Origin of the sequence: Streptomyces silvisoli, assembly GCF_029269905.1 — a bacterium.
GTDB classification, from domain to species: Bacteria; Actinomycetota; Actinomycetes; order Streptomycetales; family Streptomycetaceae; genus Streptantibioticus_A; species Streptantibioticus_A silvisoli_A.
In genome coordinates this window covers 201,714-227,658 of the sequence record NZ_JARJBC010000012.1, presented here as the reverse complement: position 1 = coordinate 227,658, position 25,945 = coordinate 201,714, and the positions used below count along the sequence as shown (strand labels likewise).

The 25,945-nt window shown below is 71.0% G+C and carries 20 protein-coding genes, 4 tRNA genes and 1 riboswitch; of the genes, 17 read left to right on the top strand and 7 right to left on the bottom strand.

What is annotated here, in order from left to right:
- The first annotated feature begins 304 nt into the window (after positions 1 to 304).
- The 6 genes from P3G67_RS20250 to P3G67_RS20225 all read left to right on the top strand — a co-directional run bounded on the left by P3G67_RS20250 (position 305) and on the right by P3G67_RS20225 (position 7,305).
- Positions 305 to 1,696 carry an MFS transporter gene (locus P3G67_RS20250; protein ID WP_269858710.1) on the top strand — a complete coding sequence of 464 codons (1,392 nt, stop codon included), beginning with the start codon at positions 305 to 307 and terminating at the stop codon, positions 1,694 to 1,696.
- 550 nt (positions 1,697 to 2,246) lie between these two features.
- Positions 2,247 to 3,455, top strand: coding sequence for an L-2-hydroxyglutarate oxidase (gene lhgO, locus P3G67_RS20245; protein ID WP_276094688.1), 1,209 nt, complete (start codon positions 2,247 to 2,249; stop codon positions 3,453 to 3,455).
- 92 nt (positions 3,456 to 3,547) lie between these two features.
- Positions 3,548 to 4,336 (top strand): tRNA (guanosine(46)-N7)-methyltransferase TrmB, encoded by a 789-nt coding sequence (gene trmB / locus P3G67_RS20240; RefSeq protein WP_391858304.1) that lies wholly within the window; start codon positions 3,548 to 3,550, stop codon positions 4,334 to 4,336.
- Between the two features lie 215 nt (positions 4,337 to 4,551).
- A complete protein-coding gene (locus P3G67_RS20235; RefSeq protein ID WP_276094708.1) occupies positions 4,552 to 5,880 on the top strand; it encodes a PrsW family glutamic-type intramembrane protease in 1,329 nt (442 codons plus the stop codon).
- Between the two features lie 337 nt (positions 5,881 to 6,217).
- Positions 6,218 to 6,910: a hypothetical protein gene (locus P3G67_RS20230; RefSeq protein ID WP_276094687.1), complete on the top strand. Its 693-nt coding sequence runs from the start codon at positions 6,218 to 6,220 to the stop codon at positions 6,908 to 6,910.
- 92 nt (positions 6,911 to 7,002) lie between these two features.
- Positions 7,003 to 7,305, top strand: coding sequence for a hypothetical protein (locus P3G67_RS20225; protein ID WP_276094686.1), 303 nt, complete (start codon positions 7,003 to 7,005; stop codon positions 7,303 to 7,305).
- A 156-nt stretch (positions 7,306 to 7,461) separates the two neighbouring features.
- On the opposite strand, the gene P3G67_RS20220 is transcribed toward P3G67_RS20225, so the two are convergent.
- Positions 7,462 to 8,403, bottom strand: coding sequence for a M23 family metallopeptidase (locus P3G67_RS20220; protein ID WP_276094685.1), 942 nt, complete (start codon positions 8,401 to 8,403; stop codon positions 7,462 to 7,464).
- A gap of 12 nt (positions 8,404 to 8,415) precedes the next feature.
- Positions 8,416 to 8,560, bottom strand: a riboswitch (cyclic di-AMP (ydaO/yuaA leader).
- Between the two features lie 233 nt (positions 8,561 to 8,793).
- Between P3G67_RS20220 and P3G67_RS20215 the strand changes: the two genes are divergently transcribed.
- Positions 8,794 to 9,870 carry an alpha/beta hydrolase gene (locus tag P3G67_RS20215; RefSeq protein ID WP_276094684.1) on the top strand — a complete coding sequence of 359 codons (1,077 nt, stop codon included), beginning with the start codon at positions 8,794 to 8,796 and terminating at the stop codon, positions 9,868 to 9,870.
- On the opposite strand, the gene P3G67_RS20210 is transcribed toward P3G67_RS20215, so the two are convergent.
- The gene (locus P3G67_RS20210) at positions 9,824 to 11,230 is read right to left on the bottom strand and encodes an FtsW/RodA/SpoVE family cell cycle protein (RefSeq protein ID WP_269858719.1); all 1,407 of its coding nucleotides are present in this window, start codon (positions 11,228 to 11,230) and stop codon (positions 9,824 to 9,826) included. The two genes, P3G67_RS20215 and P3G67_RS20210, sit on opposite strands and share 47 nt — an antisense overlap.
- Before the next feature lie 473 nt (positions 11,231 to 11,703).
- Here P3G67_RS20210 and P3G67_RS20205 point away from each other — a divergent pair, with 473 nt between their 5' ends.
- On the top strand, positions 11,704 to 13,014 hold the full coding sequence (locus P3G67_RS20205; RefSeq protein ID WP_276094683.1) for an alpha/beta hydrolase: 1,311 nt from the start codon (positions 11,704 to 11,706) through the stop codon (positions 13,012 to 13,014).
- Between the two features lie 376 nt (positions 13,015 to 13,390).
- Here the strand turns inward: P3G67_RS20205 and P3G67_RS20200 are convergent.
- The 4 genes from P3G67_RS20200 to P3G67_RS20185 all read right to left on the bottom strand — a co-directional run bounded on the left by P3G67_RS20200 (position 13,391) and on the right by P3G67_RS20185 (position 17,994).
- Positions 13,391 to 13,463: transfer RNA gene (locus P3G67_RS20200), tRNA-Lys, on the bottom strand.
- Positions 13,464 to 13,504: 41 nt separating this feature from the next.
- Entirely contained in the window at positions 13,505 to 15,034 is a 1,530-nt protein-coding gene (locus P3G67_RS20195; RefSeq protein WP_276094682.1) for an amino acid permease, read from the bottom strand.
- A 166-nt stretch (positions 15,035 to 15,200) separates the two neighbouring features.
- On the bottom strand, positions 15,201 to 17,288 hold the full coding sequence (locus P3G67_RS20190) for a DEAD/DEAH box helicase (protein WP_276094681.1): 2,088 nt from the start codon (positions 17,286 to 17,288) through the stop codon (positions 15,201 to 15,203).
- Between the two features lie 226 nt (positions 17,289 to 17,514).
- The gene (locus P3G67_RS20185; RefSeq protein WP_269858684.1) at positions 17,515 to 17,994 is read right to left on the bottom strand and encodes a hypothetical protein; all 480 of its coding nucleotides are present in this window, start codon (positions 17,992 to 17,994) and stop codon (positions 17,515 to 17,517) included.
- A gap of 238 nt (positions 17,995 to 18,232) precedes the next feature.
- Between P3G67_RS20185 and crcB (P3G67_RS20180) the strand changes: the two genes are divergently transcribed.
- From crcB (P3G67_RS20180) to P3G67_RS20145, 8 genes are all read left to right on the top strand, one after another.
- Positions 18,233 to 18,727 carry a fluoride efflux transporter CrcB gene (crcB, locus tag P3G67_RS20180; protein WP_276094680.1) on the top strand — a complete coding sequence of 165 codons (495 nt, stop codon included), beginning with the start codon at positions 18,233 to 18,235 and terminating at the stop codon, positions 18,725 to 18,727.
- Positions 18,718 to 19,062, top strand: coding sequence for a DUF190 domain-containing protein (locus tag P3G67_RS20175; RefSeq protein ID WP_269858682.1), 345 nt, complete (start codon positions 18,718 to 18,720; stop codon positions 19,060 to 19,062). Before crcB (P3G67_RS20180) ends, P3G67_RS20175 begins: the two co-directional genes overlap by 10 nt.
- Positions 19,059 to 19,433, top strand: a complete 375-nt coding sequence (gene crcB, locus P3G67_RS20170; protein WP_276094679.1) for a fluoride efflux transporter CrcB — start codon at positions 19,059 to 19,061, stop codon at positions 19,431 to 19,433. Before P3G67_RS20175 ends, crcB (P3G67_RS20170) begins: the two co-directional genes overlap by 4 nt.
- 7 nt (positions 19,434 to 19,440) lie before the next feature.
- On the top strand, positions 19,441 to 20,052 hold the full coding sequence (locus P3G67_RS20165) for an MFS transporter (RefSeq protein WP_276094678.1): 612 nt from the start codon (positions 19,441 to 19,443) through the stop codon (positions 20,050 to 20,052).
- Entirely contained in the window at positions 20,046 to 20,396 is a 351-nt protein-coding gene (locus P3G67_RS20160; RefSeq protein ID WP_276094677.1) for a metallopeptidase family protein, read from the top strand. Before P3G67_RS20165 ends, P3G67_RS20160 begins: the two co-directional genes overlap by 7 nt.
- 95 nt (positions 20,397 to 20,491) lie before the next feature.
- Positions 20,492 to 20,564: transfer RNA gene (locus tag P3G67_RS20155), tRNA-Glu, on the top strand.
- A 38-nt stretch (positions 20,565 to 20,602) separates the two neighbouring features.
- Positions 20,603 to 20,677 (top strand) — tRNA-Asp (locus P3G67_RS20150).
- Positions 20,678 to 20,681: 4 nt separating this feature from the next.
- A tRNA-Phe gene (locus P3G67_RS20145) sits at positions 20,682 to 20,755 on the top strand.
- A gap of 81 nt (positions 20,756 to 20,836) precedes the next feature.
- Here the strand turns inward: P3G67_RS20145 and P3G67_RS20140 are convergent.
- Positions 20,837 to 21,862 (bottom strand): ABC transporter permease, encoded by a 1,026-nt coding sequence (locus P3G67_RS20140; RefSeq protein ID WP_276094676.1) that lies wholly within the window; start codon positions 21,860 to 21,862, stop codon positions 20,837 to 20,839.
- A gap of 89 nt (positions 21,863 to 21,951) precedes the next feature.
- Between P3G67_RS20140 and hrpA the strand changes: the two genes are divergently transcribed.
- Positions 21,952 to 25,899, top strand: a complete 3,948-nt coding sequence (gene hrpA / locus P3G67_RS20135) for an ATP-dependent RNA helicase HrpA (RefSeq protein WP_276094675.1) — start codon at positions 21,952 to 21,954, stop codon at positions 25,897 to 25,899.
- Positions 25,900 to 25,945 lie beyond the last annotated feature (46 nt).

The following is a 25,945-nucleotide window of genomic DNA, read 5'->3' as shown; positions in this document are numbered from 1 at the left end:
CACGGCCCAATGCAAGCGCGATCACCGCGGCCCGCACAGAGCGCACGGACGGGCGCACAGCCACACACTCCGGGAGCACGTACACCAGTGCGGCGCAGGAATCTCGCCATCCGGGACAACTCCTCTTAACGGTCGGGATCCGGCGAACTACGCTGGGTGTACCCGAGGAGCGGGCGTCCCGGTGGCTCGGGTCTCGGCCCATGCCCTGCGACGGGCGTCGGCGGTCGCAGGACCCCGGCGGCCAGCGGGGGAAGCGGTCCGCGGCCCGCGACGCAGGGGGCGGCGAGCGGGACGAGGAGTGCGCATGACGAGGGAACACCGCGGGCCCAACGAGAAGCTCGGCACCATGCTCGCCCTGGCCGGGATCAGTAACGCGGGGCTCGCGCGCAGGGTCAACGACCTCGGAGCGCAACGGGGGTTGACGCTTCGCTACGACAAGACCTCGGTCGCCCGCTGGGTGGCCAAGGGGATGGTGCCGCAGGGCGCGGCGCCTCATCTGATCGCCGCGGCGATCGGCAGCAAGCTCGGCCGCCCGGTGCCGTTGCACGAGATCGGCCTCGCGGACGCGGATCCGGCGCCCGAGGTGGGGCTCGCCTTCCCGCGCGATGTCAGCGAGGCGGTGAAGTCGGCGACCGACCTGTGGCGCCTCGACCTCGCGGGCCGCCGTGACTTCCTGACCGGCTCCTTCGCGGTGACCGCGTACGCGACCCCGGCGTCCCGCTGGCTCATCACTCCCGCGGATGGTTCGGTGGCACGCGAGTTGACGGAGTCCGGAGTGCCGAGGGTCGGCCACGCGGACGTCCGCAAACTGCGTGAGGCGGCCGACGACGCCCGCCGCTGGGACTCCAAGTACGGGGGCGGTGACTGGCGTTCCGGCATGGTGCCGGAGTGCCTGCGGGTGGAGGCGGCGCCGCTGCTGCTCGGTTCCTACAGCGACGACGTCGGGCGCTCGTTGTTCGGCGCGACCGCCGAACTGACCCGGCTCGCCGGGTGGATGGCGTTCGACACCGGCCAGCAGGAGGCCGCGCAGCGCTACTACATCCAGGCGCTGCGGCTGGCCCGCGCGGCGGCCGATGTGCCGCTCGGCGGCTATGTGTTGGCGTCCATGAGCCTGCAGGCCATCTACCGCGGCTTCGCCGACGAGGGCGTGGACCTGGCGCAGGCCGCACTTGAGCGCAACAGGGGGCTGGCGACCGCCCGCACGATGAGCTTCTTCCATCTGATCGAGGCCCGCGCCCATGCGAAGGCGGGCGACCCGCAGGCGTGCGGGACGGCGCTGTCGGCCGCCGAGGGCTGGCTGGAGCGGGCCCGCGACGGCGACCCGGATCCGGCGTGGCTCGGCTTCTACTCGTACGACCGGCTGGCCGCCGACGCCGCCGAGTGCTACAGCGATCTGGGGGTGCCACGCCAGGTGCGGCGCTTCACCGAGACCGCGCTGTCCCGCCCGACCGAGGACTTCGTCCGCTCCCACGGTCTGCGCCTGGTGGTCTCCGCGGTGGCGGAACTGGAGTCCGGCAACCTGGACGCGGCCTGCGCCGCGGGCGCCCGCGCGGTGGAGGTCGCGGGCCGCATCTCCTCCGCCCGCACCACGGAGTACGTCCGCGACCTACTGCACCGCCTGGAGCCCTACGGCGACGAACCCCGAGTAGCCGAACTACGCGAACGCGCCCGCCCGCTGCTCGCCGCCCCGGCGTAGCCCGCGGGGGCCTGGCGGCCAGCCAACATGGACGGCGGCCCCAAGTCGGCTAATACCGTGGGCAGTTCACTGTCCGGCGAGCACGGAGGCGCACGAAGCCACGCAGCGGTGGCGCGGACCGCTGCGCGGACAGCGCCAGAGCACGCGGGCGCGCCTGGGGCACGACCCGCTAACGGGCACAGCCACACGGGGAGCCCCACGGGGGCGCGGGCACGCACGGCCACCGGGGCACAGGGGCGGAGCCTCGCCGGACCGGGGCAGGGCCGAAACCTCGCCGGACCGGGGCAGGGCCTCGCCGGTGGTCCGGGGCGAAGCCCCCCAGCACCGGGCGCGGCGGCCCTCCCGCCCAGACGCAGGCCCGCACCCATACCGGGGCACAGGGGCGAAGCCCCGTGCGGGGTCCGGGGCGGAGCCCCGTGCGGGTGGGAGGGCGGGAAAGAACCGTACGGGCGGGTGGCCGGGAAAGAAGGGGGCCGTTGTCAGTGCCCCGGTCCATGATGGAACCCGCACCACACCCAGCGGACGACCCGAGGGAAACGGAGGTGACGCGATGGCGACCGCAGACGCCGTGCTGGTGATCGGCGCCGGCATCATCGGCCTGTCCACCGCGTACGCGATCACCCGCACCGCCCCCGGCACCCGGGTCACCGTACTGGAGAAGGAGCTCCGCCCGGCCCAGCACCAGACCGGCCGCAACAGCGGCGTGATCCACAGTGGGATCTACTACCGCCCGGGATCCCTCAAGGCCCGCTACGCCGTGCAGGGCGCGGCGGAAATGGTCAAGTTCTGCGCCGAGCACGACATCCCGCACGAGGTCACCGGAAAGCTGATCGTCGCCACCGAGCGCGAGGAACTGCCGCGCCTGCACGGCCTGGTGCAGCGCGGCAGGGAGAACGGCATCCCGGTGCGCGAACTCGTCCCGTCCCAGATAGCGGATCACGAACCGCATGTACGCGGCATCGCGGCCATCCATGTCGGCACCACCGGCGTCTGCGATTTCCGCGCGGTGACCGAGACGCTGGCCCGTCTCGCCCAGGACACGGGCGCCGACCTGCGCTACGGCCGCCAGGTGCGGGCGATCACCCAGCGCGGCAGCGAGGTGGTCGTGTCGACCGCCGACGAGGAGTTCCGCGCCAAGGTGCTGGTGAACTGCGCGGGCCTGCACTGCGACCGCGTCGCACGCCTCGCGGGTCTCCGCCCAGCGATGCGGATCGTCCCCTTCCGCGGCGAGTTCTACGAGCTCGCACCGTCCGCCGCGGACCTGGTGCGCGGACTGGTCTACCCGGTGCCGGACCCGGCCTTCCCCTTCCTCGGCGTGCACCTCACCCGAGGTGTGGACGGCGCCGTCCACATCGGCCCCAACGCGGTACCCGCGCTCGCCCGCGAGGGCTACGGCTGGCGTACGGTCAGCCCGCGCGACCTCGTGCAGACCGCCGCCTTCCCCGGCACCTGGCGGATAGCCCGCCGCCACTGGCGGTACGAGGTCGACGAGATCCGCCGCTCGCTGTCCAAGCACGCGTTCACCCGCGCCGTCCAGCGCCTGCTACCCGATGTGCGCCCGGAGGACCTGATACCGGCCGCCTCGGGCGTCCGCGCCCAGGCGGTGCTGCGCGACGGCACCCTGGCCGACGACTTCCTCTTCGCGGGGAGCGGCCCTTACGTCCACGTACTGAACGCGCCATCCCCCGCGGCGACCGCGTCCCTGCCCATCGGCCGGGAGGTGGCCCGGCGGGCCCTGGCAGCGCTGACCGCCGCGTAGCCGTCGCGCCCATCGGGTCGGCCCGGGGATCTCCGCCCCCGGATCTCGGCGCCCCGGGTCTTCTCCGCCGCCCCCTTAGAATTGGGGGCACTGTGTCTGAGTCCCGCACCCCCACGTCCACCGTCGAAGCCGAGAACACCCGCGCGGCCCGCGAGGGCAAGCCGCCGATGTTCCCGAACGGTCCGGCGGCCCGTCCGCATCCCGACGCGCACCACGAGCAGCGGATCCGCACGTTCCACCCGCGCCGCGGCCGGGTGACCGCCGCGCAGGGCGACGCGATCAACCGGCTGTGGCCGCAGTGGGGTCTGGACATCGACGGCACGCCGCTCGACCTCACGGCACTCTTCGGCAGCGCAGACCTCCCGGTCATCGTGGAGATCGGCTTCGGCATGGGCGACGCGACGGCGCAGATGGCCGCCGCCGATCCGGCCACCGGCATCCTCGCCGTGGACGTCCACACGCCCGGCCAGGGCAACCTCCTCTGTCTCGCGGAGCGAAACGGCCTGTCCAACATCCGGGTGGCCAACGGCGACGCGGTCATCCTGCTCCGTGACATGCTGCCGCCCGGCTCGCTCGCGGGCCTGCGGGTCTTCTTCCCCGACCCCTGGCCCAAGGCCCGCCACCACAAGCGCCGGATGATCCAGCCCGAGTTCGTCTCACTGGCCGTCTCCCGGCTCGCCCCCGACGCCGTCTTCCACTGCGCCACCGACTGGGAGCCGTACGCGGAGCAGATGCTGGAGGTGCTCAGCGCCGAACCGGAGCTGCGCAACGCGTACGACGGCTACGCGCCCCGTCCGGACTCCAGGCCGATGACCAAGTTCGAGGGGCAGGGTCTGGCGAAGGGCCATGTCGTGCACGACCTGATCTTCACCCGCCGCTGAGCCCCACGGCCCGCAGCGCCCCCACCTCGCCCACCTGCGAACGGCAGCCCGACGCGGCGTCGCGTACACCGCCCCTTCGGCCTTAGGCTCGACGGGTGTACTCGCACCCGCATTCGCCCGGTCCCTCCGGATCCCAGCACACCGGGCCGAACGAGTACGGGCCCACCGGCCCGGCCTACCCGGCCCCGGGTACGAACGGAACGAACCCCACCCCGGTGACCGGCGCCGTCCCCGCCCAGCAGGGCGCGCACCCGGTCCCGTCGTACGAGCAGCAACCGCAGTTCGCGCTGCCCAAGCGCTGGCGCTACAAGCCGCGCCGCGCGTTCTGGGAGAGCAAGGCGCTGCGCGCCGGAGCGCTGATCGCCCTGCTGGCACTGTGCGGTCTGATCATTTTGGCGATAGTGCGCCAACAGACGGGCACCGAAGGCTTCCTGGTCGGCGTGGCGCTGGCCGTCCTGCCCGTCCCACTGCTCGTCGGAACGTTTCTGTGGATCGACCGCGTGGAACCGCAGCCCTGGCGGAACCTGGTCTTCTGCTTCGCCTGGGGCGCGTGCGCGGCGACCCTCGTGGCACTGCTCGCCAACAGCTACGCGACACATCTGCTGGCGACGACGTTCACCTCGAACCCCGGCGAGAGCGACACCTGGGGCGGTACCTTCGTCGCACCGCTGGTCGAGGAGACCTGCAAGGGCACGGCGGTGCTGCTGATCTTCCTGTTCCGGCGCCGCGATGTGCAGGGCATCGTGGACGGCGTGGTGGTCGCCGGGATCACGGCGACCGGCTTCGCGTTCACCGAGAACATCCTCTACATCGGCAACGCCTTCGGCGAGGACCAGGTGCTGGGTTCGACCGGCCTGGGGTCCACGACCATCGCCACGTTCTTCATCCGCGTGATCATGTCCCCGTTCGCGCATCCGCTGTTCACCAGCATGACCGGCGTCGGCTTCGGCATAGCCGCGATGAGCCGGCGCGGCCAGGCCCGCCGCTGGTTGGCACCGCTCGGCGGCTGGGCGATAGCCATGCTGCTGCACGGCATATGGAACGGTTCGTCCTCGCTTGGCCAGTTCGGCTTCCTGCTGATCTACGCGGCCTTCATGGTCCCGGTCTTCGCCCTGCTGGCCTGGCTCGCGGTGTGGTCGCGGGGCAACGAACTACGGACGATCCGCGCCCAGTTGCCGGTGTACGCGATGGCAGGCTGGCTCGCGCCGCTCGAACCGGTCGCCCTGTCGTCGATGAAGGCCCGCAAACTCGCCCGTGACCTGGCCCGCGGCTCCCGCGGCACGGCGGCAGCCCGCACGGTGCGCGAGTACCAGTCGTTCGCCACCTCGCTCGCGTTCCTGCGGGCCCGCGCCGCACGCGGGGACGCGGACCCGGACTTCGCCGTCCGCGAGCAGGAGTTGCTGCACCACATGTGGCAACGCAAGGCCCTGGCACAGCCGGTCCTCGTCCAGGCCGCGTACTCGGTGCTCCCGCCGGTCCTGCCCGCCTGGCCGGGCCCGCAGGTTCCGCCCCCGTACTACGGCCCCTACGGCCCGCCCCGCTGACCTCGGCGCCGCGCGGCCACCCAACCGGGCAACTAGGCCAGCCCGGCGAGCCGCACATCGGCACCACCGTCCGGCCCCCGCTCGACGAATCCCCACGGCCCACGCCGCAGCAGCCCGGCCCGGAGCCCGGCGCGCTTGGCCGCGACGACGTCGTTGTCGGGCGCCGGCCGCCTGGGACGCCGACAGGAAGCCGGAGATCCGGACCAGGGCCGTCCCGATCGCCGAGGGGGATTGTCAGTGCCCCTCGGTAGAGTCATGTCCAGCGTCGAACTGGTGCTCCACGGGGGTGAGTTCACCAGTTCGGCACTTGAACGCGCACCATCACACGGGGGAGATCATGAAGACACGCACCGCAGCCGTGCTGCTGGCCGTGGTCGCGGCCGTGGTGGCCGTGACCACCGCTCCGACCGCGTCCGCGGCGCAGGTCTACTCGGGGCGGGGGTGGGCGATAGAGACCAGTTGGGGCATCCACTCCGTCAACCGCTCCGAGCCCTACACCTTCACCTTCACCTCGGCCGCCGCCCGGGAGCGGCTGACCCCGTACATCGCCCCGGTACTCGGCCAGTTGAGCAGCGCCACGGGGGCGAAGTTCGTCCTGAGCCGCACGGTGGAGGGCTTCACGGGAGGCTGCCCCACCAAGCACCACCTGGTGATGAGCCTCGACTACCGGCCGCTGAACGGGCAGCGGGGGATGAGCCGGGCGCTGCCCTGCTACGACACCGTCGACCACTCGGCGTTCGGCGGCATAGCAAGGATAGACAGCGAGTACTGGACCCCGGCCTGGAAGGATCCGGACTGGTGGAAGGCGAACGCCGTCGTCCATGAGATAGGGCACCTGGTGGGTTTGGACCACCCCAACGCCAAGGACGCCAAGGGCGCTGACATCCCGTTCAGGTGCGTCACCGACGCCCGGGGTTTCCGCCCTCTGATGTGCAGCCCGAACGGCGGCTACAGCGGCAGCCGCGGCGGGCGGTTCACCGACTTCGACCTGGCGGGACTCAGGCAGCTCGGGCGCAACTGGACGGCGTGACCGGTAGGCACCGGCCCACCGCACGGCGGCGTTTCGGACGGGGTTAGTCTCAGGAACCACACAGGAGTTCCTTGAAACGGGAGGTAACGCGGATGCCCAGGATTCCGGGTTCCGTGGCGGCGGCGGCCGGGCTGGTCGGCGGTTACGGTGTGGCGCGTTGGACCAAGAAGCGGCCGCTGGGCGGTGCCGCGCTGGCGGTGGCCGGTGCCTTCGCCGCGCGGGACTGGAACGGCAAGGCCGGGCTGAAGACGGCCGCCACGCTGACCGGGCTGTACGCGGCCGCCGCCGCGGGCTCGCACCCGCTGGCGAAGAAGGTCGGCGCCTGGCCGGCGGTGTTCACCGCGGCGGGCACGGTCGCGGCGGCCGCATGGATAGCCGCCGACCGCAAGTACTGAGAAGTGGTGCGCCGACGGCCCTGGTGTCGGGGGATGGCACCGGGGCCGTCGGCGGTTCAGGGACGCGCGAGCGGCACGGCGTAAACGGCGGCATCGGTCGGGCGTCGCCGACCGAACAGCGGTGAACGGGCGCTCAGTACGCGTTCTTGTTGAATGTTATACCGAAACCCCGTGGTCCCGCAGCCAGGGCAGCGGATCGACCGGACCGCCACCGCCCGGGCGGACCTCCAGGTGCAGATGCGGGCCGGTGACATTGCCGGTCGCGCCCACTCGGCCGATGACATCGCCGGTGGTTACCTTGCCGCCGGTCTTCACCATCGAGGACAGATGGCAGTACCACAGCTCGGTGCCGTCATCGAGGGTCAGCACGATGCGGTAGCCGTACGAGCCCGCCCACCCGGCGGAAGTGATCGTTCCGCTGTGGATGGCCATCACCGGAGTGCCGGTCGGTGCGGCGAAGTCCTGACCGGTGTGGGTGGACGACCACAGCGAACTCGACTCGCCGAAACCGGCGGTGGGCGTGTAGGACGTGACGGGTTTGCCGTAGCTGGTGGCGAGTTGGGCGGCCTGCTCCGCCTGCGCCTTGGCGGCGGCCTCCTCGGCCGCCTTGCGCCGCGCCTCCTCCTCGGCCTTCTTCTTCGCCGCCTCCTCGCGCACCCTCTGCGCCGCCGCCTCCTTGGCGGCGGCCTCCTCGGCGGCCTTGCGCTCCGTCTCGCGTACGGCGGTGTCGGCGGTGGTCCGTTGCGCCTGTGCCTGCGCCAGGATCCGGGTGAGCAGCGACTCGCCCGCGTCCAGCGGCGCCGCGGGGGCGGCGGCAGGAGGCTGCTCGGCGGTCGAACCGGCGACGGCGTGCACCACCTGCGGCAGCACGTCGGGAACCGAAACCGGAATCGAGACGGGGGACTTGCCCTGGGCGGCGGCCACCCCGCCAGCGCCGACCGCGGCTATCGCGGCGACGCCGAGAACCGTCGAACCACGCGACACGGAACGCTGCTTGGGGAGCCGGTGCCTACCCCCGTCACCGGCGGCCGGGTCAACCGGGGTGGCCGGATCGGCCGAGGGAGCGGAATCCGCGAAGGCGGGCTGCTGCGACGCCACTGGTGGCGCACTCCTTTCCTTCCTTCACGCCTACCGGGTTAGCTGACGGGTTCGGAAGCAGGAAGGTCTCCTACCGGCCCTTGCACAGGCCGGATTCACCCCAGAGGATGGGTCCCCGGTTCCCGCGCTTGAGCGCGGGATTCGGCGTTGCGTTATCGAACGTTAATAGACCCGAGGGCTTGTTTCCAACCCGTTCGGGGAAAGCGGTGCCAGCGCAAGGGAGTTGGCGCCGCCCGCGCCGGAAGCGCACCGGAAGCGCGCCAAGGGCCGCCAGCCGTAGGCACGCGGCCGCGGTAACGGCTCGGCGGTCGGGCGGTGAACAGTACGTCAACCACGTGAATCGGCAGAATCCGGCGGAACGCCAACCCCTCTCCACCCGTCTAGTACGTCGTGAGTCTCACCGGCACGTCGTTCTTCGCCGTCCTGATCGCAGCGACGGTACTGATGGTCCTGGCCACCCTGTTGCTGTGGTCCCGTATCCCCGGGCCGCGGCCGGTGCGCTGGCTGTCCCGGTTGGTCATGATCCTGCTCTGTCAGTTGACGGCCATCTCCGTGGTCGCGGCGTGGATCAACACCAGCTACGGGCTCTACGCCTCCTGGGCGGACCTGTTGGGCACGAACAGCAACGCCAACGCCGCCGCGATGCCCGGACCGCCCGCCTCCAGAGCGAAGTTCAGCCGAAGCGGAACCGGAATCCTGGACACGTACTTCCACGGTGCGCACTCCAAGCTCTCCGGCCAGGTCATCGTGTGGACTCCACCCGAGTACGACGACCCCAAGAACCGGAACATGAGGTTCCCCGTGCTGATGCTGCTGCACGGGGTGCCCGGCTCACCGCAGTCCTGGCTGGAGCACGGCGGGATGCCCACCGCCTTCCAGCGGCTGGTGGACGCCAACAAGGCGCATCCGTTCATCCTGGCCATGCCGGTGGTCAACCCGGGCAGCGTCGACACCGACTGCACCGACATCCCGGGCCGCAAGGTGGCCACCTGGCTGTCGGCCGACGTACCGAGCCTGATCAGGGACAAGTTCCGCACCATCCCCGGTCCCAAGAGCTGGGGCGTGATGGGGTTCTCCACCGGCGGCTACTGCGCCGCCAAGCTTCCGCTGGAGTTCCCGAACGTGTTCGGCGCGGGCGCCGCGCTCGACCCCGACCGGCTGTCGGGTGACCCGTCGGTGCTGTCCGACCCCGAGCTGCGCCGTCTCAACAGCCCGACCGACATGGTCCGGCACTCCAAGGCAGACGTGGGGATCTTCCTGGCCACCTCGAAGCAGGACCGTTTCAGCCAACCGTTCTACATCGAGCAGTTCGTACGCGCCGCGCAGGGCAGCAAGGTCCGGGTGCAGACCGAGCTGCTCGCCACCGGCGGGCACAACTACGGGACGTGGACCAGCGAGTACCCGGCCGCGTTCGGCTGGCTCAGCCAGCAGCTCGCGGCACCACAGCAGTCAGCGCCTCGGAGGTAGTGGCAAGCGACGGCGTCGGGCTCAACGCCTCCTCGGAGATCCGGCCCGCCGCGTCGCTCAGCTTGATCAGCACCGCGACCATCAGCCAGTTGGCCAGCGCGGAGGAACCACCGGCGGCCAGGAACGGCAGCGCCTTACCGGTCAGCGGGATCAGCCCGGTGACACCGCCCGCCACCACGAACACCTGCAGGCCGAGCGCCGCCGACAGCCCGGCGGACAGCAGCTTGCCGAACGGGTCGGTGAGCACGACCGCGGTCCGCAGGCCGCGCTCCACCAGCAGCACGTAGAGCAGCAGGACGGCGGTGACGCCCGCCAGGCCCAGCTCCTCGCCGACCGTGCTGAGGATGAAGTCGCTCTGCCCGGCGAAGCCGATCAGCCAGGGGTGGCCCTGACCCAGGCCGGTACCGAGGATGCCGCCGCTGCCGAAGCTGAACAGCGCCTGCGCCGCCTGGTCGGAGACCAGGCCCGCCGGGCGCTGGGCGGGCGGCAGGAAGATGTCCATCGGGTGCAGCCAGGCCACCACACGCCCGACCACGTGGGACGAGGTCGAGCCGACGATTCCGGCGCCCGCCACCGCCATGAGCAGGCCGACGACCACCCATCCGGTGCGTTCGGTGGCCACATACAGCATGATCACGAACACGCCGAAGAAGATCAGCGAGGTGCCCAGGTCGTTCTCGAAGACCAGCACCAGCAGGCTGACCGCCCACACCGCGATGACCGGCCCGAGGTTGCGCCCGCGCGGCAGGCTGATCCCCCACACCTTGCGTCCGACCAGCGCCAGCGCGTCACGGTTGACGGTGAGGTACGCGGCGAAGAAGACGGCGATGGCCACCTTGACGAACTCGTCGGGCTCCAGGGTCGCGCCGGGCAGCTGGATCCAGCGCTTGGCGCCGTAGGTGTCGCTGGGCGAGAACACCGGCGCTATCAGCAGCACCAGGGCCACCGTCATCAGCACGTATGCGTAACGCTGCAGCACCCGGTGGTGTTTGAGGAAGATCATGACCCCGACGAACACCACCATCGAGATCGCCATCCACATGACCTGGTTCGGCGTCTTGGCGCTGAAGCTCTTGGGGAACTCCACCTTGTAGCTGATGTCCAGCCGGCCGATGAGCATCAGACCGGTGGAGGAGAGCATCACCGCGATCGGCAGGATCAGCGGGTCCGCGTACGGGGCGAAGCGGCGGACCGCGAAGTGCGCGCCCAGTGCCATCACGCCGAGCACGCCACCGACCATGTAGAGCTTGCCGGACACGGTGTCGTTCAGCGCCAGCGAGGCGCTGGCGTAGCCCAGCATGCCGAGCGCGATGGCGCCGACTATCAGCACCAGTTCGGTGTTCCTGCGCCGATTCACCATGGGTGAAGCCACGCGCCCTCCCTAGATCCTGCGGTCCCGATCCCAGCGATTCCAGGTGGGGATCAGCCGCATTGTTGCACGGTTACGCAAAGGTCCGTTCCGCCTGCCCGCACCGGGCACCGGCGGCCGTCCCCAGCTTCCCGTACCCGGGGTACCGGAAGCTACGGCGCGTCTCGCGTCACATCACGGTACGTCGCACGCCGGACACGGGTTCAGTCGCCTGCCGCCCTCGTGGGCACCGGTGACTTCGCGCACACGACCGGCGCCCGGAACGGCCCGCGCGGACCCGACCGCAACTCCCGCTCCGCCCAGCCGCCCGCCCAACGGGCCTTGTCCGCAGGTCAGTTGACGGAAAGCGCCGCGGGCCGGGCACCGACACGGCCGGGTTTCTTTTGTCGCAGCCGTGCCCCAAGATCGCTCACGGGTACGAAAATCGATCGGCGGCATAACCTGCGTGGTTACGCTTCCCCGCCATGAACGTCTCACTGCTCGACGGCTGGTTCCCCTGGACCGTCCAAATAGCGGCCGCGCTGGCCTGCCTCGCCGCCATCGGCTGGCGGGACCGGCGCTGGCGGCTGCGCCGGGCGCCAGCGGCCGTCGTCGCGTCCGCCGCGGTGACCGCAGTCCTGGCGGTGGTCGTGATCAGGACGGCCGGGATCACCGATCCACTGCCGTTCTCGCTGTGGATCTGGGCAGGGGTGGCGATCACCGCGCTGGTCGTCCTGGTGGTCGGCTGGCGCGGCGCCCGGTGGTGGCGGCGGCTGCTGGCACCGGTCGCCATCCTGCTGGCCGTCCTGTGCGGGGCCAACGCGCTCAACCTGTCGACGGGCTACTACCCGACGCTGGACGACGCGATCGGCGAGCTGACCGACAGCCCGCTGCCGCAGCAGATCACCCTGGCCCAACTGGGCACGGTGACCGGCAAGACCAAGACCGGCCGCATCGTGTCGGTGAACATACCCGGGAACAGCGGATTCCGGCCGCGCCAGGAACTCGTCTACCTGCCGCCCGCGTGGTTCCGCAGCAAGGCCCGCCCCAAGCTGCCGGTGCTGGAGATGATCGGCGGCGAGTTCTCCGAGCCCGACAACTGGGTACGGGCCGGAAACGCCGTGGCGACCTCCGACGCGTACGCCGAGAAGCACCACGGCTTCTCGCCGATACTGGTCTTCGCCGACCCGGCGGGCGGCTTCAAGGTGGACACCGAGTGCGTCAACGGCCCGCTGGGTATGGCCGAGGACCACCTGGTCAAGGACGTGCCCCGGTACATCGAGAAGACCTTCGGCAGCAGCACCAGCCCCGCCAAGTGGGGTGTGGCCGGCTGGTCGATGGGCGGCACCTGCGCGGTCGACATGACCGTCGAGCACCCCGACGTCTTCACGCACTTCGAGGACATCTCCGGGGACATCGGCCCCAACAGCGGCAACAAGCAGCAGACCATCAACAAGCTGTACGGCGGCAGCGCCGCGGCGTGGAACGCCCATGACCCGCTGACCGTGCTGGCCCACCACCGCAGGTACCGGCACATCTCCGGCTGGTTCGAGAGCGGCGACCAGGAGGGCAAGCACATCGTCCAGGCCCACAAGCTGTGCGCGGCGGCCGGCAGGGACGGCATCAGCTGCAAGGTGAACGTGGCTCCGGGCTTCCACGACTGGCAGTTCGGCTCCAGGGCGTTCGCCCAGGCCCTGCCCTGGCTCGCCCAGCAACTCGGCACCCCCGGCGCCAAGGAGCTCCCGAAGACGCACACCCCGAAGCTCCCGGCGGTCCTCGACCCCAAGCGCCCCTGAACGTCCCCGAAGGACCCTGGTCAGCGGCGCCACGCCGGTGACCGGGGGTGGGCCGAGCGCGGCGGCCGTACGGCGTACCGGACCGCGCTGTCGGACGTCCGCGCGGCGGTGACGACCGACCGGGCCCAGCGCGCCGTGGCGGAGGCGCTCCAACACCACCCTCAGCGCCGACACGCCGCAAGCCTGACCCGCCGTCATCTGTGCGGTCACGCCGCCGCGGAACCGTCCCGCGTGCCCCGTCCGGCGTCCGCTCCGTCGGCGGATGCCGAGCCGCCCACCCCCGCGGACGCCCCGGGTAAGGGAAAGCGCCCCGGCCGAAGCAACCAGCCGGGGCGCGATCTCACAGGTCAGCGCCCCGCGAGGGGCGCTGGGCCGGTGGGCCATCAGGGGCTCGAACCCTGAACCAATGGATTAAAAGTCCACTGCTCTGCCAATTGAGCTAATGGCCCGCACCCCGCAGCATAGCCGGGCGGGGGCCCTGGCTTCGATCTCATATGGTGTCGGTGGGCCGCGGATCCTTGAGGAACCAGCCGCGGGCCGACAGCAGCCACCAGGTGGCGGCGAAGCCCAGCACCGCCAGCACGGCGATCACCGCGTAGTTGAAGGTCTCGGCGGTCACCGGACTGGACTGCGGCAGCATGAACAGCAGCGTGATCAGCGTCACCCAGGCCACCGACACCACGCCGATCGGACGGCTCCAGCGGCCCAGGTGCCAGGGGCCGCGGTCGAAGCGGTCGCCCTGTCGCAGCCGCAGGTAGATGGGGATGACGTAGGCGATGTACTGGCCGATGGTGGCGATGGACGTCACCGCCCCGTAGGCGGTCGAGTTGATCAGGTACGGCAGGCCCAGGACCAGCGCGCCCAGGGCGGCGAGCCAGACCGCGTTGGTGGGGGTGCGGGTGCGCGGGTTGATCCGCTGCCAGACGCGCGAGTACGGCAGCGCGCCGTCCCGTGAAAAGGCGTAGATCATCCGGCTGTTGGCCGTCACCGACGACATCCCGCAGAACAGCATCGCGCCGATCGCCACCAGGAGCAGCAGCTTGCCGCCGGTCGCGCCGACCGCGTCCAGCAGGATCTGCGCGGGCGGCACTCCGGTCCTGGTGTTCAACGTGCCGTCCCAGGACTGGATGGCGAAGGTGAAGCCCAGCAGCAGCACCAGGCCCGCGATCCAGGACAGCCAGATGGAGCGCACGATGCCGCGCGGCCCGGCCACCGAGGCGTCCTTGGTCTCCTCGGTCATGTGGGCGGAGGCGTCGTAGCCGGTGAAGGTGTACTGCGCCACGAGAAGGCTCAGCAGTCCCACGTACAGGGAGCTGTGCCAGCCGGTGTTGTTGACGAAGTGGGTGAAGACGAAGGACGCGGACTGGTGCTTGGCCGGTGCGAGGGTGAGCGCGCCGACGATCACCGCCACGCCGAGGACGTGCCACCACACGCTGACGTCGTTGAGGATCGCCACGATCCGCACGCCGAACGTGTTCAGCAGACCGTGCAGCAGCAGGATCACCGCGAACAGCCCGATGGTGCGCGGCGCGGTCACCGTGAAGCCGAACTGGAGGTTCAGATAGGCGCCCAGGAAGCTCGCCGCGCCGAAGTCCACACCGGCGGTCACCGCGATCTGGCCGAGCACGTTGAACCAGCCGGTGAACCAGGCCCAGGCGGCGGCGGTCCGGGGCGGCGCCAGCCGGTGCGCCCAGAAGTACAGCCCGGCCGAGGTCGGATACGCCGAACACACCTCCGCCATCGCCAGCCCGACGATCAGCGTCATCAGGCCAACCCCGACCCAGCCCCAGATCAGCATCGCCGGGCCGCCGGTGTTCATGCCGAAGCCGTAGAGCGTCAGACAGCCGGATAGCACCGAGATGATGGTGAAGGAGACGGCGAAGTTGGAGAACGCCGTCATCCGCCGCGCCAGCACCTGGGTGTAGCCGAGTTGGCGCAGCCGCTCCTCGTCGGAGTCGTGCGGCGGCGGGGGGTGTTCGGCGGCGATTCTTTCGCCCGGGGAACCATTGAGTTCTGTCATGCCCACTGCGTTTCCCCGCGATGGTGGTTCCAAAGCAGCGCGTGCGGAATTTAAAGGTATGAAACCAGACCGTTACCGCCCAGGCGGGCCGTGCCCTCCGGGTACAAAACGACGAACCCGGACGATGGTGCACATCGTCCGGGTTCGTCTCGGTCAGCTACCGCCGTCAGCCGTTGCGCTTCCAACGCGGCTTGTCCGCCCGGCGGTCGAAGCCACGGGCACCGGTGCCGGACGCGCCCCGGTGGTCGTCCCGACGGCCGTACGGGCGGCGGTCGTCACGGTCCCGGTTGAACGCCGGACGGTCGTCGCGACGGTCCCGGTTGAACGGGCGGTCGCTGCCCCGGTGGTCACGGCGCTCGCGGTGGTCGCGGTTGAAACCGCCCCGGTCGTCCCGGCGGTCGAACGAGCGGCGCTCGCGGTCGTCGCGGTTGAACGCCGGGCGCTCGTCACGACGGTCCCGGTTGAACGGGCGGCGCTCGCGGTCGTCGCGGTTGAACGCCGGACGCTCGTCACGACGGTCCCGGTTGAACGGGCGGCGGTCGTCGCGGCGGTCATCACGGCGCTCGTCGCGGTTGAACGGACGGCGGTCGTCACGGCGGTCGAAGGACCGGTCCCGGTCGCGGTCCCGGTTGACCGGCCGCCGGTCGTCGCGCCGCTCGTAGGAGGAGCCGCGCTCCTCCCGCCGCTCGTACGAGGACCGGGCCGGACGCTCCGACCGCTCGCGGTCGCCCCGGCGCTCGAACTCGCCCCGCTCGTTGCGGCGTTCACGCCGCTCCTCCACCGGCGCGGCGGCCTGCGCCGGAACAACCGCCTCCGGCTGCTCCGTCTCGTCGGCCGAGGGGGCCGAGGGGACCGACTCACCGCGCTCGCGCGCCGCGCGGGCGGTCAACCGGTCGGCCTCCTCGCGCAGTTCGGTCGCCCGGCGCTGCGCCCGCTCCAACTCGCGGGTCAGCTCGGCGACATCGCGCTCGGCCTGCTGGGCCGCGTTCGAGGCCGCGTCCGCCTGGACCTCGGTCAGCGAGCGGGCGCCGGTGATCCGGGCCACGTCCTCGTCGAACGAGCCCGCACCGCCGACGATGTGGCGGGACGCCTCGACGCCCGCGTCCTCCATCAAGCGGAAGATGGTCTTGCGCTGGTGCGGCAGGGCGAGCGAGACCACGGTGCCGCTCTGACCCGCGCGGGCGGTACGGCCCGAGCGGTGCAGGTAGTCCTTGTGGTCACCGGCCGGGTCGACGTTCAGCACCAGGTCGATGCCGTCCACGTGGATGCCGCGCGCGGCGACGTCCGTCGCCACCAGCACGTTCACATAGCCGTCCTTGAAGTCGGCCAGCGTGCGGGTGCGCGCGCCCTGGGTCATGCCGCCGTGCAGCGCGTCCGCCCGTACGCCCGCGTCGCGCAGCTGCTCGGCGACCCGGTCGGCGCCCATCTGGGTGCGGACGAAGATGATCGTGCGGCCCTTGCGGGCGGCGATGGCGGCGGTGACCGGCGCCTTGTCCTTCGGCTTCACGACCAGCACGTGGTGGGTCATGGTGGTGACCGCGCCCGCCGAGGGGTCGACCTCGTGCGTGACCGGGCTCACCAGGTACCGCTTGACCAGCGTGTCGATCTCGTTCTCCAGCGTCGCGGAGAACAGCAGCCGCTGGCCGCCGGCCGGCACCAGGTCGAGGATCTCGGTGACCTCGGGCAGGAAGCCCATGTCGGCCATCTGGTCGGCCTCGTCGAGCACCGCGATCCGCACCTGGTCGAGGGCGCAGGCGCCGCGGTCGATCAGGTCGCGCAGCCGGCCCGGGGTGGCGACGAGGATGTCGACGCCGCGCTCCAGCGCGTAGATCTGGTTGGCCATCGAGGTGCCGCCGCAGACCACCTTGAGCTTCAGCCCGAGCACGTCGCCGTACGGCTGGAGCGCGTCGGAGACCTGCATCGCCAGCTCGCGGGTCGGGGTGAGGATCACACCGCGCGGGCGCTTCTGCTCGGTGCGGCCGCCCGCGAGCGTGGTCAGCAGCGGCAGGCCGAACGACAGGGTCTTGCCGGAGCCGGTACGACCGCGGCCCAGGATGTCCTTGCCCTCCAGGGCGTCCGGAATGGTGGCGGCCTGGATCGGGAACGGGGTGGTCACACCGTTCTGCGCGAGCTTGCGGACGATCTGCTCGGGCAGCCCGAGGTCCGCGAAGGTGATGCTGGGGGCTTCCTCGGAAGCGGTGTCGACCTCGATGTTCTCGGGCATGGCAGAACGGTCGGCAGTGTCAATGGACATGCTGAAGCTGAACCTCTCGGAGACTGGGCACGCGCCAGCTCCGCAGGTTGCTTACAACCGCCTCGATGCGGTCAGCCACAGGAGTCAAGGAACGCGCCGCACGGCGCGCTTCGGTGTGGCGCCGGGGAAATGGGGCAAACGATCTACCACCATACCGACAGACGGCGCTGAACGCCAAATCGCCTTCCCAGCCGGGGTGAGCGGCGTGACATCCGGGGCCGCCGTCTCAGCCCCCGGCCTTCGGCTGCGCGCCCGGCGAGGGCGAGGCCCCGCCGGTGGACGGCGGAGGCGTCGGCGTCGGGGTGGACACCGGGCTGGACACCGGCGGCGGCCCCGCGGGCGGGCTCGGCCGCTCCGACGACGGCCGGGGCGCCGGGCCGTGCTGCCCGGAGGGCGGCCGTCCGGGCCCCGCGGGGGCGGGCTGGTCCGCCGGGTGCCCCGCGGACGGCGCCGCCGCCTGCACCGAAGCCGCGCCCGGCGAGACCGAGGCGTCCCCGGGCACGCCCGGCAGCGCCCCGCGCGTCCGGGCTGCGTCGTCGTGCGGGTCCGCGCTCGCGCTGCCCGCACCGGCCGAGGGAGCCGTCGAGCCATGCGGTTGCGGACGGCCTGGCTCGGAGAACCGCAGACAACCCGCGGTCCCAGCGAGCAGGAACACCAACGGCAGCGCGGCGGCGGCCCTACGGGCCCGCGCGGAAAGTCGAGTCACGGCCTACCCAACGCATTCCCCCGGCCGGAGGACACGGGAGCACGTCGGGTGCGCCGGACGGCATCCCGTTAGGGTGGGAAAAGCGGTCCGCCCGGTCTACGGCGGCCGCGCGGCGGTGGGGCCCGCCGTACCCGAACCGCGGTGTCAGCCGCCAACGGTCCCTACTTGCCGATGGAGCGCGCCCGCACACCAAGGGGCGCCACGCGAGTAGGAGGCGAAAGTGGAGGCGGAAGCGTCCATGCCAGGAACCGGGCCGAAGACCCCGACCGCGCACCAGCCCGGTCCGCGGTTCACCCCCTCCCCGCCCATCCGCCGGTCGCCGCTGCGCGGCCAGCTCCCCGCCCTCGCGGTGATCGCGCTCGGCGGCGCGCTCGGCGCGTGCGCCCGATACGGCGCCTCGCTGCTGTGGCCGACCGGGCACGGGACGTTCCCGTGGACCACGCTGCTGGTCAACGCGGTGGGCTGCGCGGTGATCGGGGTCTTCATGGTGGTGATCACCGAGGGGGTCTCGGCGCACCGTCTGGTGCGGCCGTTCTTCGGCACCGGCGTGCTCGGCGGGTTCACCACGTTCTCCACCTACGCGGTCGACACACAGCGGCTACTGACGGGTGATCAGATTGGCGTGGCGCTGGGCTACTTGACCGGGACGGCGGTGGCCGCCCTGGTATCGGTATGGACGGCGGCGGCGTTGACCCGCCGCTTCCTCGACCGGCGGGAGGCACGATGCGACTGACCGGTCCCGCGCTGCGGGTGACGATCTACGTCGGGGAGAACGACACCTGGCACCACCGGCCGCTGCACAGCGAGATCGTGCACCGCGCGCACGCCGCCGGGCTCGCCGGCGCCTCCGTCTTCAAGGGAGTCGAGGGCTTCGGCGCGTCCTCACTGATCCACACCTCACGGCTGCTGTCGCTCAGCGAGGACCTTCCGGTGGCCGTGGTGATCGTCGACACCGAGGAGCGGGTGCGGGCTTTCCTGCCGCAACTCGACGAACTGGTCTCGGAGGGCCTGGTGACCCTCGACGAGTGCGAGGTCATCCGGTACGTGGGAAACGAGGAGCGGCGGTGAACTGGCTACTGGTGATCGCCGGAGCGGTGGTCGGCGCCCCGCTGCGCTATCTGACCGACCGCACGGTCCAGTCCCGACACGACACGCTCTTCCCCTGGGGGACGTTCACCGTCAACGTGATCGGCTGTCTGGTCCTCGGCACGCTCACCGGCGCGGCCGCGGCGGGGGCCGCGTCCTCGCGGCTGCAACTGCTGCTCGGCACCGGCCTGTGCGGGGCGCTGACCACGTACTCGACGTTCAGCTACGAGACGCTGCGGCTGGCCGAGCAGGGCGCGCGACTGCTCGCCGTGGCGAACGTGGTGGCCAGCGTGGTCGCCGGGGTCACCGCCGCCTTCGCCGGAGCCGGGCTGGCCCGGGTCCTGTGGGGATGAGCCGGGGATGACCGCCGCCAGGGCTGCGCTGCCTCCCTGGCGCTTCGTGGTCTCCTTCGGCGTCGTCAGCCTGCTGGCGGACTTCGTCTACGAGGGCGCCCGCTCGGTCACCGGACCGCTGCTGGGCTCGCTCGGCGGTTCGGCTGCGGTGATCGGCGTGGTCACCGGCGCCGGGGACGCGGCGGTGCCGGTGCTGTACGCGGGGGTGATGCTGGCCGACGCGCTGAGCGCGCTGGCCACCGGCTGGGCGTACGACAGGATCGGGGTGCGGGCGCTGGTGGCGCTGCCGCTGCTGACCGCGGCGGTGCCCGCGCTGGCGTTCACCGGCACGGTCGCGGTGGCGGTGGGCGGTGCGCTGGCCTGGGGCGCGGCGCTCGGCGTGCAGGAGTCCACGCTGCTGGCCACCGTCGCCGACCTGGTCCCGGCCGCCCGCCGGGCCACCGCGTACGGCGTCTTCGCCGGAGTGGTCGGCGCCGCCACGCTGGTCGGCGGGGCACTCACCGGGACGCTGTACGGGTACTCGGTGCGGGCGCTGGTCGGCACCGTCGCCGCGACACAGGCCGCGGCGCTCGTCCTGCTCGCCGTGGCGCGCCGGTCCGGGAGAATGGCGGGGTGCTGAAGATGTCGCGGGAGGAGTTCGAGGAGCTGGTCGGTTCCGCACTCGACCGGATCCCCTCCGAGCTGTCCCAGGCCATGGACAACATCGCGGTCTTCGTGGAGGACGAGCCCGACCCGTCGGGCCCGGAGCTGATGGGCCTGTACGAGGGGACTCCGCTGACCGAACGCGGCGAGTGGTACGCGGGCGTGCTCCCCGACCGGATCACCATCTACATGGGGCCGATCCTGCGGCACTGCCAGGAGCCGGAGGAAGTGGTGCACGAGGTGGCGGTGACGGTGGTCCACGAGGTCGCCCACCACTTCGGCATCGACGACGCGCGGCTGCACGAGTTGGGCTGGGGCTGACCCGCATTGAAACCGTTTTGGCGATACCGCTCGGCATCCCATATGCTTCTCACGTCCCCGACGGCGGCAGGAAAACGCGCCAAGGCGGGCCATCAGCCCTCATCGTCTAGTGGCCCAGGACGCCGCCCTTTCAAGGCGGTAGCACGGGTTCGAATCCCGTTGGGGGCACGCACCACCATGTGCGAGACTAGTGCTCGCACAAGCTTGGTCCTGTGGAGCAGTTTGGAGTGCTCGCCACCCTGTCAAGGTGGAGGCCGCGGGTTCAAATCCCGTCAGGACCGCTGCGGCTGGGTAGCTCAGTTGGTACGAGCGACCGCCTGAAAAGCGGTAGGTCGCCGGTTCGACCCCGGCCCCAGCCACCGCACGACGAAGACCCCGCCCCGGCGGGGTCTTCGTCGTTGTCGCCTCGTTCACTCGTATGAGACCCCGCCCATCCCGTGCTACCGCCCGCCCGGATGCCGGTGCCGCCACACCCAGAAGACCGTGCCGGCCGCCACGGCCCAGACCGCGAGGACGGCGAACGGGAACGGGTGCTGGTAGTGGCGGAAGTAGACGGCGGTGTGCTGGGCGTTGACCGAGGCGCCCGGGGGCAGCCAGCGGCCGACGGTACCGAGCAGGGACGGCAGCAGCGGCCAGGAGACCGCGCCGCCCGAGGACGGGTTGCCGAGCATCACCATCAGCCCCCAGGTCGGCAGCAGCGCCCAGCGCCCGATCAGGACGTTGAACATGCTGAAGACCATCCCCGAGGTGAACATCGTCAGCGCCAGGATCAGCCAGGACTCCACGAACGGCAGCCGTAGCGCGCCCAGCCCCCAGTCCACCACCGCGCAGATCGAGAAGCCGCCGAGCAGCGAGTAGGCCACCGTGAAGGCGATCCGCTCCGCCGGTGTGAGCTCCTTGGCGTGCACGCTCAACTGCACCGCGCCGATGAAGCCGAGGATCACCGAGGCCAGCGAGATGTAGAAGACGGCCAGGCCGCGCGGGTCACCCGGCTGCAACGGCCTGATGTCCTTCACGACCAGCGGTACCCCGACCGACGAACTGACCCGCGGCGCCGCCTCCGCCAGCAGCTGGGCGACGGAGGCACCGGACGCGCCGGAGAGGTCCAGCTCCGCTCTGCCCCTTCGCTCCTGGAGGATCGCGAAGACCTGCTGCTCGTTGACGGCGTGCAGCGCCTGCGCGTAGGTCGGGTAGTGGCGCAGCCGGAGCGACGCGCCGAGCGCCCTCTCCATGCCCTGTACGAACTGCGCCCGCTTGACCTCGGAGGCCGGGACACCGGTGACGGCGGTCGGAATGTGACGCGGAGTCGGGTTGGCGAAGGCGTACGTGTACGAGCCCGCGAACAGCCCCGCGGCCACCGCGACGATGAACGTGACCACCACCGCGGGCAGGAACGGCGACACGCGGAAGGCGTGCCACTTCTCCCGAATCCGGTGTGCACGGCCCGTATCCCGTTGCTGGCTCATGCCGCCCACCCTCCCGGTCGGCCGGGCGTCGCGCACGCCGTGAAACCCGTTCGCGGCACGCACGCGGCGGGTGAGATCCTGGGAGCCGTATGTCCACTGCGCCTGCCCCCGCCCTGACAGCCCTCCTGGAGCGGCTGCCCGAACTGACGCTGCGCGACCAGCACCGCCTCGGCCGCCGACTCGACGGTGCCAGCAAGATCCGCAAGCCCGAGGCCCGCGCCGCGGTCTACGCGGAGATCGCCGCGCAGATCGAGGAGGCCGAGGCCCGGGTCGCCCGGCGCCGCGCCTCCGTGCCCACCGTCACATATCCGGAACAGCTGCCGGTCAGCCAGAAGAGGGACGAGATCCTGGCGGCGATCAGGGACCACCAGGTGGTGATCGTCGCGGGCGAGACGGGCTCCGGAAAGACCACCCAGATCCCCAAGATCTGTCTGGAGCTGGGCCGCGGCGTCCGGGGCCTGATCGGCCACACCCAGCCGCGCAGGCTCGCGGCCCGTACGGTGGCCGAGCGGGTCGCGGAGGAACTGGACACCCCGCTGGGCTCCGCGGTCGGTTGGAAGGTCCGCTTCACCGACCAGGTGGGCGACTCCACCCTGGTGAAGCTGATGACCGACGGCATCATGCTGGCCGAGATCCAGACCGACCGCGAGCTGCGCCAGTACGACACGATCATCATCGACGAGGCGCACGAACGCAGCCTCAACATCGACTTCATCCTCGGCTATCTGGCCCAGCTGCTGCCCCGCCGCCCCGAGCTGAAGGTCGTCATCACCTCGGCGACCATCGACCCGGAGCGGTTCTCCCGGCACTTCGGCGACGCGCCGATCGTCGAGGTCTCCGGCCGTACGTACCCGGTGGAGGTGCGCTACCGGCCGCTGCTGGAAGAGGGCGGCGAGGACGCCGACCGCGACCAGGTCACCGCGATCTGCGACGCCGTGGACGAGCTGCAGCGCGAGGGACCGGGCGACATCCTGGTCTTCCTCTCCGGCGAACGGGAGATCCGCGACACCGCGGACGCGCTCAACAAGAAGAACCTGACCCGCGCCGGAGGCGCATATGGGCAGGCTACCGAGGTGCTGCCGCTGTACGCGCGGCTGTCACACGCCGAGCAGCACCGGGTGTTCCAAAGGCCCGGCCAGGGGGCGGTCCGCCGCATCGTGCTCGCCACCAACGTGGCGGAGACATCGCTGACCGTTCCCGGCATCAAGTACGTCATCGACCCGGGCACCGCCCGCATCTCCCGCTACAGCCACCGCACCAAGGTGCAGCGGCTGCCCATCGAGCCGATCAGCCAGGCCAGCGCCAACCAGCGCAAGGGCCGCTGCGGCCGAACCTCCGACGGCATCTGCGTCCGGCTGTACTCCGAGGACGACTTCGAATCCCGCCCGGAGTTCACCGACGCCGAGATCCTGCGCACCAACCTGGCCTCGGTCATCCTCCAGATGACCGCCGCGGGCCTGGGAGACATCGCCAGGTTCCCGTTCATCGACCCGCCGGACAGCCGCCACATCAAGGACGGCGTCCAACTGCTGGAAGAACTCGGCGCGTTGGACCCCCAGCAGAAGGACGTCCGCAAACGCCTCACCCCGGTCGGCCGCAAACTCTCCCAGCTGCCTGTCGACCCCCGGCTGGCCCGGATGGTCCTGGAGGCGGACCGCAACGGCTGCGTACGCGAGGTCATGGTGATCGCCGCCGCGCTGTCCATCCAGGACCCGCGCGAGCGCCCCTCCGACAAGCAGCAGCAGGCCGACGAGAAGCACCGCAGGTTCGCCGACGAGACCAGTGACTTCCTGGCGTTCCTCAACCTGTGGCGGTACGTCCGCGAGCAGCAGAAGACCCTGTCCTCCGCCGCGTTCCGCCGGATGTGCCGCTCGGAGTTCCTCAACTACCTGCGGATACGCGAATGGCAGGACATCTACAGCCAGTTGCGCACCGTCGCCAGGACGATGGACATCCACATCAACGAGGAGGACGCCGACCCGCTGCGTGTCCACACCTCGCTGCTGGCCGGGTTGCTGTCGCACATCGGTCTCAAGGACACGGACAAGAACGAGTACCTGGGCGCGCGCAGCGCCAAGTTCGCGGTCTTCCCCGGCTCCGCGCTGTTCAAGAAGCCGCCGCGCTGGATCATGTCGGCCGAGCTGGTGGAGACCTCGCGGCTGTGGGCCCGGGTCAACGCCAGAATCGAACCGGAGTGGGTCGAACCGCTGGCCCAGCACCTGGTCAAGCGCACCTACAGCGAACCGCACTGGGAGCAGAAGCAGGCCGCGGTGATGGCCTACGAGCGGGTCACGCTGTACGGCGTACCGCTGGTCGCCCAGCGCAAGGTCAACTACGGCCGGATCGACCCCGAGGTCTCCCGCGAGCTGTTCATCCGCAGCGCCCTGGTCGAGGGTGACTGGCGCACCCACCACCAGTTCTTCCACGACAACCGCAAACTCCTCGGCGAGGTCGAGGAGTTGGAGCACCGGGCGCGCCGCCGCGACATCCTGGTGGACGACGAGGCGCTGTTCGACTTCTACGACGAGCGGCTACCTGAACACGTGGTGTCCGGCGCCCACTTCGACTCGTGGTGGAAGCACAAGCGCCGCGAGGAACCGGAACTGCTCAACTTCGAGCACTCCATGCTGATCAACGAGTCGGCGGAAGCGGTCACCAAGGACGACTACCCGGACTCCTGGCGCCAGGGCAAGCTCAAGTTCAAGGTGACGTACCAGTTCGAGCCGGGCGCGGACGCGGACGGCGTCACCGTGCATATCCCACTCCAGGTGCTCAACCAGGTGACCCCGGACGGGTTCGACTGGCAGATCAGGGGGCTGCGGGAGGACCTGGTCACCGAGCTGATCCGCTCGCTGCCCAAGCCGATCCGCCGGATGTGCGTCCCCGCGCCCAACTACGCAAAGGTGTTCCTGGAGCGCGCGGTGGCCGGCCCCGAGCCGCTGACCACCGTGCTGGCGGACGAGCTGCACCGGATGGTCGGGGTGGACGTGCACCCCGAGGACTTCGACCTGTCCAGGATCCCCGACCACCTGAAAATGACCTTCCGGGTGGTCGACGAGCGCAGGCGCAAGCTCGCCGAGGACAAGGACCTCGAAGCGCTGAAGCTGAAGCTCAAGCCGAAGACCCGGGAGGCGATCTCCAAGGCCGCCGGATCCATCGGCATCGAGCAGCGCAGCGGGCTGACCCAGTGGACGATCGGCACGCTGCCGGCCGCCTTCGAGACCCGGCGGGCCGGACAGCCGGTCAGGGCGTTCCCGGCGCTGGTGGACGAGGGCGAGTCGGTCGCCGTCAAGCTGTTCGACACCGAGGCCGAGCAGGCGGAGGCCATGTGGCGCGGCACCCGTCGGCTGATCCTGCTCAACCTGCCTTCCAACCCCGCCAAGTTCGCCCAGTCCAAGCTGACCAACGCGGACAAGCTGGCGCTCTCCCGCAGCCCGCACGGCAGTGTGCAGGCACTGTTCGACGACTGTGTGACCGCCGCCACGGACAAGCTGATCGCCGACCACGGTGGGCCGGCATGGGACGAGGAGGGCTTCCGCAAGCTGTTCGACAAGGTGCGGGCCGATGTGGTCGACACCACGTTCGACACGGTCGCCAAGGTGCGCCAGGTGCTGGCCGCCTGGCAGTCGTGCGAGCGGCGGCTGAAGGCGACGACCAGCCCGGTGCTGCTGCCCAACCTCACCGACGTCAAGGAGCAGCTCGCGGGCCTGGTCCACCCCGGCTTCGTCACCGCCGCCGGCTGGCGCCGCCTGCCGGACCTGCTGCGCTATCTGGTGGCCGTGGACCGGCGGCTGCAGCAGATGCCCACCGGCGCCCAGCGGGACCGCACCCGGATGGACAAGGTCCACGAGATGCGGGACGAGTACGCGCAGTTGCTGGGCGCCCTCAAGCCGGGGCGGCCGGTGCCGCCGGAGGTGCGCGAGATCCGCTGGATGCTGGAGGAGCTGCGGGTCAGCTACTTCGCGCACGCGCTGGGCACCGCCTATCCGGTCTCCGACAAGCGCATCCTCAAGGCGATCGACGCGGCCTGGCCCTAGGCCGAATCGCGAGTTCGACCTGGGGGCCCGCACTGCTGTACAGTCT